This window comes from Sphingomonas sp., assembly GCF_035758555.1.
GTDB lineage: Bacteria > Pseudomonadota > Alphaproteobacteria > Sphingomonadales > Sphingomonadaceae > Sphingomonas_B.
Window position 1 is genome coordinate 1 of the sequence record NZ_DASTXI010000159.1, and the last position, 15,479, is coordinate 15,479.

Below are 15,479 nucleotides of genomic sequence, written 5' to 3' on the forward strand. Positions count from 1 at the left end.
CTGTGGGCCGCCGTGTACTCTGCGTTGACGATGAACCGTTTATCCGAATGGTGCTGGCAGAGTGCGTCTCAGGTCTGGGGTTGGAGCCGGTCGAGGCGGCGAGCGGCGAGGAAGCGCTCGACGCCTTTTCGCCGAGCGGGATCGACGTGCTGATCACCGATATCCGGCTGGGCGGCATCAGCGGCTGGGAAGTCGCCGAAATGGCGCGCGCGCTGAAGCCGGACCTGCCGATCATCTACATCTCCGGCTTTCCCAGCGGCGGCGAAAAGCTGCCGGACACCATCTATCTGCCCAAGCCTTTCCGCCCGCACCAGCTGGAGGAAGCGGTGCGAAGCTGCCTGACCTCGCTGGAACAGGCCTGAACCTCTCCTATTTCTGGAGCAACGGACGCTCCGCATCGCCGACGATCGCGAACGCCGCCCAATAATAGGGATGCGAGGTGTTCGGATCGTCCATCAGCTTTACCTGCGCTTCCCTGAGCGCCTCGCCCGCAGCCGTTCCCGGAGCGGCGCTGAACAGGCCGGTGATCAGCCGCTTGGTGGCGTCATAGTCGTCCGGAACCGGCCAGTGGCTCGCAATCACGCCGCGCGCGCCGGCGCCCACGAACGCGCGGACCAGGCCATCGAGCGCATAGTTGCCGCCGGTCGCAATGCCGGCCTCGCGCGTTTCCTTGACCGTCGCCATGCCGGCGGTGTCGCACGCCGACAGGACCACGTAATCGGCATCCAGCTTCAGGTCGAACACCTCCTTGAAGCTCAGCAACCCGTCCGAGGTCGGGCCGCCGAACGAGGTCAGCAGCGCCGGACGGGCGGGGCATTGGGGCCTGGGCGCGGTGACAAGGCCGTGCGTCGCGAAATGCAGCACGCGATAGTCGCGCAGGTCCGGCAATCCTTCGATAGCGGTATCGGAAAAATCCCGTCCGGTCAGAACCGCCGATTCCGTGCCGCCGATCGCGGTGCGGGCGAAGCGCAGCTCGGCCGCCGAGATCGGATGGCTCCAGGTTTCGAGCGGCCAGTCGCAATCGCCGCGCGCCGGAGCGCTGGTCGACAGGAAGCTTGCCGCAGTGACCGGCGGCGCATTCTCGCCGAGGCCGAGATAGGCGCGCTTGCCGGTCGACGGCGCGATCTGGCGCACATCGGTGAACGAGCGTGCCGAGACCGCCGTCGTCACTTCGCGGTCGCGGCCCAGCCAGGCGACGCCGCGCATGTCGAATTTGTCGGCACCCGGCTTCGCGATCCGCGCTTCATAGGCATCGACGCCGGCCTGATCGGTCACCAGCAGCGTCGGCGGCAGCTGCAGCAGCGGCCCGTCGGGCTCTACGATCAAATGCGTGACGCCCTTCAGGGCATCCGTCCCGAGCGGATCGAACATCGTGCGGTACAGTTGGCGTGCCCGCACCACATCAAAGGGCAGGGTGACGAGCTGGCCGTTGTCGACGGTGACAATGGTGTCGCGCAGCTTCGCGACCGTGTCGCCAAGCTGGTCGGCAGTGAGGTCGAGCTTGACCGCCTGCGCGCGGTCCGGCGTCGCGAAGACCGCGTAAATGTCCTCGCCGACCAGGCGCAGCTGGTAATAGGCCTCGCCCGGCCGCAGGATTTTCTGGAGGTCGGCGAGCGTCAGCGTCTGCGGCGACAGCACGCGGTAGCGCGGATATTTGCCAAGCCGCGACTGCAGCGCCGTCTGCTCGCGCTCCAGGGTCGCAAGCTTTTCGCGGGCAGCGGCAAGCTGGGCGGCAGCCTCGCTGCCTTCGGCCGGATTGCCGGCGGCCAGCTCCGCGACATCGCCGCTCTGGCGCACGACCTCGCGCGACTGGTTCACGGCCTCCCGGAACAGCATCGCCGCTTCATCGTCGCCTTGAGACAGCTCGCGCGCGAGCACGGCCTGGGTTTGTGCGACGCCGGGCCGCACGAAAACCTGGTTAGCGGCAAACATCGCACCCGCGGCCGAAGGATCGCTCGCCGAACGCGAAGCAAGCAGCGCGAAATAGGGCGCCAGCGCCTGCCGGACCGCCGCCGCGGCACCGGGCACGCGCTCGCTTTCCGCCACGACTTCCTGATAGAGCTTGATGGCTTCGTCGGCCCGGTTCTGGCGCGCGTAGAAGGCGGCGAGCCGGCTCTTCGCCTGCAGCAGCGCCGCCGATTGCGGGTAGTTGGTTGCGAGCAGCGCGATCGCGTTCTTCAGGGCAGCTTCGGCCGCGCCCGGATTGCCGGTCATTTCGCGGACCAGCCCCGCTTCGGCCATCGCATCGGCGCGCATGAATGCGGTCGAGATCACCCGGCCCTGGCGGACGCTGGCGAAGTCGCGGTCGGCGCGTTCGAGCAGTTGCAGTGCCTCCGGATAGCGCCGCTGCATGCGCAGCGCGACGCCGCGCAGCTGTTCGGCCTGCGCGTCGAGGATCTGCGCGCGCTCATAAGGCGTCAGCCGCGTGTCAAGCCCGCCGGTGCGGTTCAGCGCCGCGTTTGTGCGGTTGATCTCCTGCGCCAGCTGAGGCGTGATCTCGGCCCCGCTGATCGCTTCCTGCGCATAGCGGTCGACCGCGGCGACCTTGCGGTCGAGTTCCTCCAGCGCATCGGCTGGCTTGCGCTGGTTCATCTGATGGATCGCACGGTAATTGCGAAGCAGGCGTCCGGCGATCGGGTCGTCGGCGGCGCCGCGCTGTTCGGCCTCGGCAAACGCCGCATCGGCGGCGGGCATGTTGCCGAGGTTCGATTGCTGCAGCCCCTGGTTGACCAGATATTCGGCGGCACGGCTGGCATCGCCGCTGCCGGCGGCGCGCTCGTAGAGGGTCTGGAAGAACTCCGCCGCTTCGGCATAGCTGCCGGAGTTGTTGCGGGCATAGGCTTCGGTCAGCGCGCCCTCGGGGTCGAGCGCGCCCGCCTGGACTCGCGCAAACGCGGCCGGATCGCCGGCGGCAGTGACCGCGACCTGCACCTCGCCGTCGACCGGCCGGTCTGTGACGATGCTGGCAAGCCCCAGCTTGAGCGCGGAATCATAGCCGGTCAGCCCCTGCGATGCGTAGAGCGTGCCGTCGCGTTCGACGCTGTAAGTGCGGTAGTTGAGCTTGTCCGCACCTTCGCAATCCTGCGCCGAAACGCCGGCCAGGCCCGGCACCTCCGCGGCTTTCGGCACCTCGCAGTGCCGGTCCGCCTCGGCGAGCCGGGCCTGGTCGCCCCCCTTCAACGCGTAGAGATTGCCGACCGGCGCCGCGGCGTCGCGGCAGACGATCGCATAGCCGCGATCGAACATGCCCTGGAGCTTCGCGTCGAGCGGGCGGAGCTGCGCTGTGCAGCGCACGCCCGCATTGCCGATCCGGAAGCTTTCCTGGATGCTCAGAGGATCGCTGGGCGCAGCATAAGCCGGCTGGGCAAGTGCCGCGCTGGCGGCCGCGGCGAAAAGACAGGACCTGATCACTTGTCGTCTCCCTGACGCGGCGGGGACATCGGTTCGTCCTCGCGCCGGTCGTTCTGCTGGTCCGGAGCGTCCCACAGGCTTGGATTGCCGCCGCCCGAAACCGGGTCCGAGATCACCGGATCGGTGCGGAGCTGGCCGGTGTCGATCGTGGTGATGAGCGTGACGGTCGGCAGCGCGGCGACGCTTTCGGGATCGGTCGCGCTGTCGAGGCTGCCCTGGATCGCATCCACCACGCTGGTCGAGATCGGCGCGATGACGGCCGGCGGCGGCGTTTCAGGCGGTGGCGGCGGCGGCGGCGGGGCTGCCGCACAGCCGGACCCGCCGACGACGCAATTGTTCACGACCGACGCGGACGACACGCCGCCGCTGCCCTCTCCGTTGCTGAAGGTGATCGCGCTCAATGTGTCCTGGTTGATCTTGAAGGCGCCGCTGCTGTCGGCGACGCGCCCGAACGCCACCAGGTCGAGCGGCGCATTGCCCGGCGCATTGCTGATCACCTGCATGCCGCCGGAACCCGCCGAGAAACCGGCGGCCTGCTCCGCCGATCCGCTGTTCTGGATCGCGATGAGCCTTGTCGCGGTAAGCTCCAGCCGGTTCGCCTGGATATTGCCGGCAAGGTTGGGCGATCCGCTGGGCGGCGTCGCCAGCGCCTGGTTCCGGCCGGAGAAATTCGGGTTTTCGCCGAGCTGGTCCAGCAGGCTGCCGGTGGCGACCTCGATGCTGTCGCCGACGAGCGCGAGCGTGCCGCCCAGCGAACCCGAGCCCGACCCGGTCAGCGCGACCATGCCGCCGCCGTCGGTCGCGACCGTGATACGGCCGCCCGAGCGGAGCGTGACGCGGTCGCCGCTGCCGGCATTGGCGAGCGTGAACGCACCCGTCACGCGGATATCGCCATTGGCGTCGATCGTCAGTTGGCCGGCCTCGCCGAGATTGGCGTTGCTGGCGGCGGAGCCGTTCAGCGCCACCGAACCGATCGTGACCGACCCGGACGTGCCGATGTCGATCCGCTGCGCCCGGAGTCCCTGCGCCTCGGCTGCGCTGATGCTGTAGCCGCCATCCGCGGCCGGTCCGCCGAACGTGAGCAGGCCGGTGTTGGTCGATTGGAGCGAGAGGCGGCCCGTGCCCAACGTGCCGAGCCGTCCCGATGGCGCAAGCTCCAGATCGTTCGAGGTCACCGTGATCTCGGTGCCGCCGACCGGCCCGGCGAAGCTGGCGAGATTGCCGGCGGTCACATTCACCGCGCCACCTGCCTCGATCCCACCGACTGCGACGTCCCCGTCCGCGGTCAAGCTGACGGTGGTCGCCTGCACATTTCCGACCGAGAGCGAGCCGCCACTGGTCAGGCTGAGCGCCTGGTCGGTAGTCAGATCACCGAGCGAAAGAGAGGCGCCGCTGTCCAGCAGCAGCCGGTTGGCGGCGCTGATCGACTGGGTGTTGAACCCATTGCTTGCAGCCGCAGCAAAGCCTCCGGTCGAAACCGGCCCGGTCAGCGTCAGGGATCCGTCAAGCCGGACCGGAGTCGCCTGGCCCAGCGTCGCCGGATCGAAGAACGCGAAGTCATCGAGCGTTCCAAAGCCTTCGAAGACGGGATCGGTCTGAAGCACGCTGATGTTGGACAGGAAGACATTATTGTCCGGCCCGGTCCCGCCGGCGATGCCGCCCGCGCTTATGTTGTTGCGGGCAAGGATCAGCACGCTGTCGCCGACCGTGATCGCCCCGGCGGTCACGCTGGAGCCCCGCGATGCCAGACCCACAGAAGTCGGCGTGGCGATTGCGCCGACGTTCACCGCGCCGTCGGTGGCGACGCCGATCAGGTAATCGTCGCCGACATCGATGCCGGCGTAGAAATCGCCGGTCTGCAGGCTGCCTGTGCTGACGTCGCCGAGCCCGTCGATCGTTATCGATTCCGCCTTGATCGAGCCCGTGCGGACCCCGCCGAACGGCGCGACGGCGCCTTCGCCGGTAAAAATATCGACGACGGGCGCCTGAATGTCGCCGACGTCGATCCCGCCGGAAGCGGTAATCTCGACTTCGCCGAACACCAGCTCCTGATCGCCAAGCCCACCGGTCACGTCGCCAAGCGCGACGTTGCCGTTTGCAAAGGCCGAAAGGCCGTCCGCCGACCGGATATCCCCTGCCGAAATGTTCCCTTCGGCTGAGCTCAGGAAGATGTTGCCATAGCCGCTTTCGGTGCTGAGGTTGCCCGCAGATACGCCGGTCTGGCCGCTGAGGCTGAGGCCTTCGGTCGCGGCAATGTTGCCCGCCGTCAGCGAACCGCCGGTAGTGGACAGGCTGACCGTTCCACCCGCCGTCACGTCTCCGACCTGCAGCTGGCCGCCGGCATCGACCTGGAAGAAGCTGTTGGTGGTGAAGTTCGACGTGGTCACGAAGTCGCCGCCGAACTGGCCGAAGAAGCCGCCGGGGAGATCGACCGTGCCGGGCGTGCCGCTGAGCGGCGGCAGCAGCGAACCGGTTGAGGTCAGCTCAAGGCTCGGCGTCGTGAGCAACCCGCCGTTGACCGCGCCGAAGCGAAGATCGCCCTGCGCAGAAACCCCGATCGACGTCGCCACATTCAGCGTGCCCGCGTCGATCAGCAGCCTCGATTCCAGCCCTGGCGTGGGGGCGGTGATCGAGAAGCTGACCAGGCTCAGACTGTTGAGCGTGACGTCCGCCTGCGTCACTTCGGCGAAGACCTGGCCGCCGGTGCTGGTGCCGGTCGTGCTGCCGGTGCCCCCGAGCGTGAAGGCCGAGGCCGAGAAGTCGGTGCCCTGATAGGCGCCGCGTTCGGTCCGCTGGAAGCGATTGGTCGCGAGCAGGCCGATGTTGCCGCCGGTGGCGTCGCCGCCGGCTCCCGTGGTTGCGCCATCGCCGCCATTGCCGCCCGCCGCATAGCCGATCAGGCTGACGGCCTGCGTCACGACAGGAGCACCGCGCGACAACAGCGTCGCCTGTCCGCCGATGCCATCGCCGCCTGCCCCGCCGTTGCCGCCATCGACGCCCGAACCGCCCTCGCCGCCGCCGCCCAGGACGGTGACCTGCACCGTGCCCATGGTCGCGCTGCCGTCATTGTTGGTCGTCGCGGGGCCGCTGGCCGTGCCGAAATTTGTAAACCCGCCGGTGCCGTCGCCGCCGCGTCCGCCATTGCCGCCGGTGCCGCCCGACAAAGGCGCGTCGCCGCCCTGGCCACCGTCGCCGCCGAAACCGGAAATGTCCATCGTCACGTCGCCGGTGACCAGCGTGCCGCTGCCGGCCTGTGCGATCAGGTTGGTCACGCCGCCAAGACCGGCCCCTCCGACGCCGCCAGTGCCGCCGCTTGCACCGGTGCCGCCGTCGCCGCCGGTGCCCGATGCATCCTGGAAGAACGTGCCGAGCGTGATGCTGCCGGGCTGACCGGTCGGAACCATGCCGCCGCCGCTCGAATCACCGCCGGAGCTTGCCGTTACGATCGAGCTGCCACCCGTCCCGACCCCGCCTGTGCCGCCTGATCCATTACCGCTGCCGAAAGCGCTGCCGCCGCTCCCCGAGGAATCGAGCGTCACGAAACCGGGCGAATCGATCGACGCTCCGAATACGGTGAGGCTGGTCAGCCCGCCCGTGCCTGCGCCGCCGCCGGCGTCGCCGCTGCCGCCCGAGCCGCTCGCATCCATGTCGAGGTCGCCGCCGATCGAGACGGCGCCGCCCGTTGCGACCAAATAGGCGCCCTTGTCGAAGGGGCCATTGTCCGGGTCGGCCGGCGTTCCGCCCAACCCGTCGCCGCCCCTGCCGCTGCTCGCAAAGCCGCCGCTGCCGGATGCATCGAGGTCGACATCCCCCGAAACCGTGACGTTGCTTGCCGCCGAGCCGCTGAACGTGCCCAGCCGCGCCTCGCCGCCGACGCCCGCGCTGCCATTGCCGGTGCCGAACGCTGAGCCGCCGCTGCCGTCGGCGAACAGCTCCAGGCCGCTTGCCAGCTTGATCGTGCCGCCGCCCGCGTTGACGCGCGCACTGCCGCCCTGGCCGAGCCCGCCGTTGCCGGTGCCGGATGCCGAGCCGCCGCTGCCGCTTGCATCCAGCTCGACAAAGGTCGCCGCGGAGTCGACCGTGCTGTTCGCATTGGCGAAGATCGCGGCGGTGCCGGCGGTGCCCTTGCCGCCGGCACCGGCGCCGGTTGCGCCGCTGTTGGTCGAGCCGCCACTGCCGTTGGCGGACAGGACCAGCGATCCGCCGAGAATCCTCAGCGTGCCGCCTGTGTCCGCGCCAAGCGATGAGGTTGCGCCGGTGCCATCGCCGCCATTGCTGCCATTGGCCGTTCCGAAACCGCCGGTGCCATTGCTGTTGGTGGAGACGGAGCCGAGCTGGATCGTGCCGGTCGCCGCGAACACGAAGGTGTCGCCGGCGGTGGCTGCTCCGCCCGCTCCTCCCGACGTGCCGGACCCGCTGCTGCCGCCTAAGGCGTTCGCATTCATGTTGACCGCGTCGAGCGTGATCTGCCCGGAACCGCCGGTGCTGATGCCGGACGCCGATGCCGTCGCCGAACCACCGGCCCCCGCAAGCCCGCCGCCTTCGAACGCGTCGCCGCCGCTCCCGCCGAATGCCGACGAATCGAGCGTCGCCGACGTAGCGGTGATGGTGCCACCCCCATTCACGAAGATCGATACGCCGTCGCCAGCGACCGCGTTACCGCCGGCGCCTCCGGCCGTTCCCGCATCCGGCCCGATGCCGCCGTTCCCGCCGAAGGACGACGTGGAGAAATCGAGCGACTGGGCAGTGATCGTCCCGCCGGTCGCGGAAAATTGGACATTACCGGCCGTCGCGTTGCCGCCGGCCGAGCCGCCGGACCCGACTCCCCCTTCTCCGGAGGCAGTGATGATCGTCTGGCCGGTCGCGGTGTAGCTGCCGTTGCTGCCGATCAGCACCTGAGCAAGGCCGCCGCTGCCGGCGCCCCCTGCCCCGGTCGCGTTCGACGCGTCGCCGCCGTCGCCGCCCGCTTCCATGACCAGGCTCGCCACCTCGATCGATGCCGCAGCGCTGGTATCCTGCGTCTGCACCAGCGCATGGCCGCCCGTGCCGGTGCCGCCGGCGCCGTCGGAGAAGGAGCCGCCGATGCCCGCCGCGTTCAGGTTGATCGTCGCGGCTTTGATCGAGCCGCCGTCCGGCCCCGTTACCGCGAGAGCGCTCCCGCCCTGACCGGACGCGCCGTTCGTGCCGGAGCCGATCGCGTTGATCGAGAGCAGGTTGGCGAACTCGAGCGAGCCGCCGGCATTGGCGAACACATTGGCCTGGCCGCCGGTTCCCGTCAGCGACGTGCCCGAGGTGCTCGCGCTGGTATCGATCGTCGTGTTGGCATTGGCTGTAATCGCGCCGCCGATTACGGTGATGTCGGCATTGCCTCCGAAGGTCGAAACCGCATCGGGCGAGCTGCCGATCGCGCTGACCGTGAGATCGCCGTTGACCGTGATGGTGCCGTTCGTGCTGCGGAGCGCCGCCGTGCCGCCCCTGCTTGGGTCGACGGCACTCGTAAAGAAGCGTCCGGACAGGGCATCGGCGCGCAAGGCAAGGTCAGCGAACGTCATGGTGCTACCGGCCAGCGCATCGATCTGGGCGGTTCCGGGCACGGCGCCGAAGGAGTTCAGGATCACGCTCTTGTCCGCCGTGAACACGCCATCGGTGTTGGCGACAAGATGCGCCTGGTTGGCGCCGTAGAAATAGGCATCTCCCGCAAGCGTGAGCCCCTGCGAGGCGCCGGTGTTGATCAGCATGTCCTGGCTCGCCTGGGCGGCGATCGGGGATGTGAAGCTGCCGGAATCGATCTGGATGCTGGCGCCGGGCGTGCTCGCAGGCAGGTCCTGGATGCGGTTGACGATGGTCTCGCCGGTATCGACCGAGAGGTTGCCGCCGGCCTGGAGGTAGACCGCGCCATTCTCGACCGTCGCGCCGCCGGCGACGTCGAAGCCGAGCTGCCCGTTCGGGGCGATCAGCATCGTGATCGCGGTGTTCTTCGGCACCGCGACCATGAAGATGCCTTGCAGGTCGCCGCTGCCGGTGCTCGCCGGGCCGGTCGTCGTGCCGTTGTGCACGAGCGGCGTGCCGCCGCCGTCCGATCCGATGCCCACGCTGATGTCGAACAGGCCCTGGTTGATCGAGAGCGTCGCCTGCTCGGCCGCGACATAGGCGGCGGAGCCGTTCACCCGCACCGCGCCGTTCTGGTTCACGACCGGCGCGACCAGCGCGATGTAGCTGCCCTCGGGCGATGCGGTGACCTGCGCGCCCGGTTGGATCGTCACCGCCGCATTGCTTGCGCTCGACAGGCTGAAGCTGGTCGTCGAGCCGATCGTGCCGGTGCCCTGGGTCGGATCGCCCGTCGACAGCAGCAGGCTGCCGACGTCGAACACCGCTCCGCTGCCCGCAATGATGCCGCCGGGCGAGTAGAACCAGACCGCGCCGCCGGGGGTCGAGTTGATCAGGCTGCGCACCGTGCCGTTGAACTGGATCGCGCGGGAAGGATCGGTCGGAACGATGCGGTTCAGCACCGTGAAATCGCCGGTGCCCTGATAGACCGCCGTGGTGCCGGCATTCTGGAAATTGATGACGCCGGTGCCGGTCTGGTCGCTCGGCGTGAAGTCCAGCACCGCCGTCGGCGACTGGACGTTGTAGACTTCGACGCCCGGAGTCTGGTTGCGGTTGAACGTGACCGAGCCCGACGCGACCGTCGGATCGGGCGCGTTGTAAGATGGCGACGCTTGCGCATGGGCCGGGCTCGCCGCCAGCGCGGTGGCGAGCGCCAGTGCCGAGGTGCCGGTCGCTGCGCGGCGGAAGAAGCGGCTCTTGTCGGTCGTACGCATGACAAGGTTCCTCAAGGAAGCAGCTTGGTGGTCAGTGAGACGAGGAAGCGGACGTCGCCGCGCCGGGCCTGCAGCCCCGCGGTCTTGGTCGGCACCGCCAGCGTCATGTCGAGCCGGGCGCGGTTGAACAGGCTGGAGCGGATGCCCCCGCCGACCGAAACCAGGCTGTTCCGCCCGTCCGGCGCGTTCCTGGTCCAGACCCAGGCGGAATCGACGAACACGAACGGCTGCAGCGCGATCTCGCGGCCAGGGAACGGCGCCCATTGGTTGACCTTCAGCTCGGCCGCGAAGCCCAGGCCGCTGTCGCCGATGATCGTGCCCGGATCGTAACCGCGGCCGACCGTGTAATTGCCGCCCGAGATCTGCTCGAAGCTCAGCAGCGGATCGAACGCGATCTGCGCGCGCGGCGTCAACGAGAAGCTGAGGTTCGGGACCAGCTGCACCTCGCCGGTCGCGGTTGCGCGGATCAGCGTTCCCTCGGCATCGCCATTGGCACGGCTCTGCGGCGTGCGGCCGGCGACGATGCCGCGGTCGGATGCATTGAAGATGTCCAGTCCGTGGCGCAGCTCAACGCTGCCGGTCAGCCGCCAGCCCGGCACGGCGCCGATCGTCGGGTCGGTCGCATCGGCGTCGAGGCGCAGATAGAGCACGCGCAGCCGGTCGCGGTTCAGCGGCACGCCTGCGAAGCGGACATTCTGGTTGACGAAATCGATGCCGACCGCGCCGCGCAGGTTGGCGGCCTGGGTGCGGACGAACGGATAGCTCGCCTCGGCATTGGCGAACAGCGTGTGGGCGACGATGTTCGGCTTTGCGCCACCCGGCACCAGCGGGTCGATATCGGGCCGCGTCCACGCATAGTTGAACCGACCGCCCAGCGTCAGCCCTTCGCCGCCCAGGCGGAAGTCATGGGCAAGCTGAAGGATCTGCTGCTCGTCGAAATCGGCGGTCGAGTAGAAGGCGATGCTGGTGCGGTCGCCCAGGCCGGTCAGGCCGAAGAACTGCGCGCGCAGCTGCCCGCCCCAGGGCCCGGTATCGTGCGCGGCGAGGTTCTGGACGTTGAAGTCGATCAGGTAAGGCGTGCGCACCACCGTCACGTCGCCGACCAGCTCGCCCGGGCCGGTCCCCGCCGGCCGCAGCGTCAGCCGCACCTCGTAGCCCGGCAGATCGCGCACCAGCAGCAGGTAGCGCTCGGCCTCGTTGCGGTTGAACACGTCCTGCTTCGTCAGCGGCTCCAGATACGAGCCGATCAGCCGCTCCGCGCCGCCCGCCTCGCCCCGCACGCGCACGGCCACGAGCCGCGCATACAGCACTTCGAAACGGACCTCGCCGCCTTCGATCTTCTGCGTCGGCACCTGGACGGCGGCGAGATAGCCCTTGTCGCGCAGCACGGTCGCGGCAGCGTCGCGTATGTCGCAGACCACGCTGATCGGCCGCTCCTGCCCCAGATAGGCGCGGTAGGCCGGCTCCAGCTCTTGCGGAGAGACGCCCTTCAGGTTGTTGAACACCGCCGAGGTGACGGTGACCTTCACGTCCTTGTAGGCGGGATCGTCGAGCGGGCACGGCGCGCGCTCGATGCCGCCTTCCACCTTCACCCGCGCGGCGGGAGGCGCGCTCGGCGCAGGCGGCGTGACTTCCTCGCGCGTGGGCGGCGCGACAGGCGGAACCGGCGCCGTCTGCGCGAAGACCGACGTCGCCGCGAATAGAGATAGTCCGATGCTTCCCGCACGCGCGGGCCTGAGCAAGGCGCCCACCGAGTTCCCCCTGATTGTTCTCGGTCCCGGGGCGCCCGTCCCGGAATCAGCGGCGCCTGTTGACGCTCAACGCGTATTTCAACCGATCGCGCTGGTTACGCAATCCCAAACTTACCGGACGTTTTTGACTTATCTCAGTTTTCCGCAACAAAGCGGAGAGATCATGCGCCTGCGGCAGGGGGTGGTGGACGCACTAGGGCTCGAACCTAGGACCCGCTGATTAAGAGTCAGCTGCTCTACCAACTGAGCTATGCGTCCACGAGAGCGGGCCAGATGGTGGATCGCATCCGCCCCGTCAAGAGGCGCGCCCGCTAGCATCCGGTTTCGGCACTTGCAAGGGGCAAGGCGGCCCCGCATCATGCGCCGGGATCGATGGAGGGTGCGATGCTGGGCGGGATGCAGGACCACAAGCTGAGAGTGACGCATCTGATCGACCATGCCGAGCGGGAACATGGCGGCCGGGAGATCGTCACCCATTGGGCGGACGGCCAGGAGACGCGCACGGACTGGGCCGGCATCGCCCGCGAGGCGCGGCGGCTGGCGCAGGCGCTGGAAGGGCTTGGCCTGAGGCCGGGCGACCGTGTCGCGACGCTGGCGATGAACCATGCCCGGCACCTGACCGCCTGGTACGGCGCGATCGGCATGGGCGGCGTGATCCACACGATCAACCCGCGCCTGTTCGACGAGCAGATCGTCTATATCGCCAACCATGCCGAAGACCGGGTGCTGTTCTACGACAAGGCGTTCGCGCCGCTGGTCGAGCGGCTGCGCCCGCAATTCGCGTCGATCGAGCATTTCATTGCCTTCGACAGCCCCGAATGGGATGCGCTGCTCGCCCCTTATGACGGCGATTACGCGTGGCATGACGGCGACGAGCGCGATCCATGCATGCTCTGCTATACCAGCGGCACGACCGGCAATCCGAAAGGCGTGCTGTACGAGCACCGGTCGACGATGCTGCACGCGATGGCGGAGGTGGCGCCGTCGGTGTTCAACCTCTCCTGCCAGGCCGTCGCGCTGCCGGTTGTGCCGATGTTCCACGCCGCGGCCTGGGGCCTGCCCTTTGCCGGGCCGCTCGCGGGAGCCAAGTTCGTCTTCTCCGCCGTCAACGACGCGAAGGTGCTCTGCCGCCTGATGAACGAGGAGAAAGTGACGCACTCCGCCGGCGTGCCGACCGTCTGGCTCGCGATGTTCCAGCACATGGACGAGACCGGGCAGAAGCCGGACCATCTGAAGCTGGTGACGATCGGCGGATCGGCGGCGCCGCGCGCGATGGTCGAGCGGCTGATGCGGATGGGCATCCGCGTCGGCCATGCCTGGGGCATGACCGAAACCTCGCCGATCGGCACGATGGGCGCGCCCCCGCACGATTGGGACGAGCTGAGTTTCGACGAGCAGGTGGATGTGGTCTGCAAGCAGGGTCGCGTGCCGTTCGGCGTCGAGCTGCGCGTGGTCGACGACGAGGGCCGCGAACAGCCCCGCGACGGCCAGAGCTCCGGCCGGCTGCAGGTGCGCGGGCCCTGGGTGATCAAGCGCTATTTCAAGGCAGAGCAGGATGCCGCCGAGGCCGACCAATGGTTCGACACCGGCGACGTGGCCGTGCTCCACCCGGACGGCACGATGCAGATCACCGACCGGTCCAAGGACGTGATCAAGTCGGGCGGCGAATGGATCAGCTCGGTGGAGCTGGAGAACGCCGCGGTCGGCTGCCCCGGCGTCGCAGAGGCCGCCGCGATCGGCGTCTATCACCCGAAATGGGACGAACGCCCGCTGCTGCTGGTCGTGAAGAAGCCGGACGCCGAGGTGGGCGCGGCCGACGTGATCGCGCATCTGGCGGACAGGGTCGCCAAATGGTGGCTGCCCGACGAAGTGCTGTTCGTCGACTCCCTGCCCCACACCGCGACGGGCAAGCTGCTGAAAACGGCGCTGAGGGACCAGTATCGGGATTACCGGCTGAAAACCGCCGCATAGGGCGCGATCCGGACGACATGGACAATGTGGATGACATTGATGACATTCACATGGATTCCCGAAAATCTCCGGCTTCGCCCGAGGGGTCGCGTCGTGAAGGTCTGCACGAGGTGAAAGAGCCGCAGCCGGGCGCGCGGCCCGGCGTGCGAGAAGCGTATCGCAGTGGCGGCGGTGTAGGACAGGATTTTGTTGCGAGGCGGTCCGTCGCGCCGCTTGCCACCAGCTAACCCGCCGCCAGGAGAGACAGCCCCGATCACTTTCCCCGTCGCCCCGGGCTTGACCCGGGTCTGTCCCTGGCGGGACGAACGGAGCGGCAGGACGGCCGGAGCATCACGGCCAACTGCGGCCCAGACGCGGCCTGCACAACCAGCCTCTCTGCTTATCGCCGGAGAGGCAGAATAAGCGGGACCCCGGCTCAAGGCCGGGGTGACGAGAGCCAAGTCCGGCTGACGGCTGGAATGGGTGGTTCGCGGACCAATCACCTCTCCCACAGGGAGAGGTCGAGTCAGCGCTTGCGCTGACCGGGCGAGGGGTTGGACCTCTCCACGAAGTCCTGGTCCCCTCACCCCGCTCGCGGCGGAGCCGCGAGTCGCCCTCTCCCTACGAGAGAGGGGCCGCTTAGGGTCGCTTCCGGACGTCTGCTGCGATCCGCGTCCGAATGTCCGGAAAGGGTGGGTTTCGGACATGACCCTCTCCATAGGGAGAGGGCGACTCGGCGTAGCCGAGCGGGGTGAGGGGATCGGCAGTTAAACGTCTTGCTCCCGAACCCCTCACCCGGTCGGGCTCATGCCCGACTCGACCTCTCCCTATGGGAGAGGTGGACTGAACGTCCGCAATGGGTCGATAGCGGCCGTTCGTGCCTTTCTCACAATAACCGCATCTGCGCGCCTTCCGGCGGGCGGAACAGGTCGGTCCTGAGCTGGAAGCGTTCGTTGTTCAGGCCGAGCTTCCGGCACGCCTTGTGGAAGCGGGTGCGGAGGAGGTCGGCCCAGGGGCCCTGGCCTTGCATGCGGGTGTAGAATGAGGGGTCGTTGTCGCGGCCGCCGCGGATCGAGTGGATGATCGACATGACCTTGGCCGCGCGGTCGGGGAAATGCTCGTCGAGCCAGGCGCGGAACAGGGGCGCGACTTCCCATGGCAGGCGGACCGGCAGGAAGAAGGCGGCGCGGGCGCCGGCCTCTGCGGCGCGCTCCAGGATGTGCTCCATTTCGTGATCGGTGATGCCGGGCACCACCGGCGCCAGCGAGACGAAAGCGGGGATGCCGGCATCGGCGAGCTTTTTCAGCGCGGCGAGCCGCTTTTCCGGGTGCGGGGCGCGCGGCTCCAGCGTTCGCGCGATCTTCGGGTCGAGCGAGGTGATCGACAGCGCGACGCCGGTCAGGCCCTTCGCTGCCATCGGCGCCAGCAAGTCGATGTCGCGGGTGACGCGGTCGGACTTGGTGGTGATCGAGGCCGGGTGATCGCATTCGCTCAGCACTTCGAGCAGCGCCCGCGTGATCCGCCATTTGCCCTCGATCGGCTGATA

6 protein-coding genes and 1 tRNA gene are annotated in these 15,479 nt (G+C 68.6%); 2 read left to right on the forward strand and 5 right to left on the reverse strand.

The genetic code is table 11. From position 1 onward, the window contains the following. The coding region (locus VFT73_RS09525; protein WP_326410289.1) for a response regulator at nt 1-362 on the forward strand (362 nt) is incomplete at its 5' end. Between the two features lie 7 nt (nt 363-369). Here VFT73_RS09525 and VFT73_RS09530 read toward each other — a convergent pair. The 4 genes from VFT73_RS09530 to VFT73_RS09545 all read right to left on the reverse strand — a co-directional run bounded on the left by VFT73_RS09530 (nt 370) and on the right by VFT73_RS09545 (nt 12,241). Then, entirely contained in the window at nt 370-3,411 is a 3,042-nt protein-coding gene (locus VFT73_RS09530; protein ID WP_326410291.1) for a CHAT domain-containing protein, read from the reverse strand. Continuing rightward, entirely contained in the window at nt 3,408-10,232 is a 6,825-nt protein-coding gene (locus VFT73_RS09535; RefSeq protein ID WP_326410293.1) for a hypothetical protein, read from the reverse strand. Before VFT73_RS09535 ends, VFT73_RS09530 begins: the two co-directional genes overlap by 4 nt. 11 nt (nt 10,233-10,243) lie before the next feature. Further along, nucleotides 10,244-11,983, reverse strand: a complete 1,740-nt coding sequence (locus VFT73_RS09540; RefSeq protein WP_326410294.1) for a ShlB/FhaC/HecB family hemolysin secretion/activation protein — start codon at nt 11,981-11,983, stop codon at nt 10,244-10,246. A gap of 182 nt (nt 11,984-12,165) precedes the next feature. Continuing rightward, a tRNA-Lys gene (locus VFT73_RS09545) sits at nt 12,166-12,241 on the reverse strand. Between the two features lie 126 nt (nt 12,242-12,367). Here VFT73_RS09545 and VFT73_RS09550 point away from each other — a divergent pair. Beyond that, nucleotides 12,368-13,954: a long-chain fatty acid--CoA ligase gene (locus VFT73_RS09550; RefSeq protein ID WP_326410296.1), complete on the forward strand. Its 1,587-nt coding sequence runs from the start codon at nt 12,368-12,370 to the stop codon at nt 13,952-13,954. 865 nt (nt 13,955-14,819) lie between these two features. On the opposite strand, the gene VFT73_RS09555 is transcribed toward VFT73_RS09550, so the two are convergent. Further along, nucleotides 14,820-15,479: radical SAM protein (locus VFT73_RS09555; protein WP_326410298.1), on the reverse strand; the 660-nt coding region annotated here is incomplete at its 5' end.

Bases quoted from the DNA above. Each gene is read 5' to 3' on its own strand.
- VFT73_RS09550 (WP_326410296.1), top strand. From the start codon at position 12,368: ATGCTGGGCGGGATGCAGGACCACAAGCTGAGAGTGACGCATCTGATC.
- VFT73_RS09535 (WP_326410293.1), bottom strand. From the start codon at position 10,232: ATGCGTACGACCGACAAGAGCCGCTTCTTCCGCCGCGCAGCGACCGGC.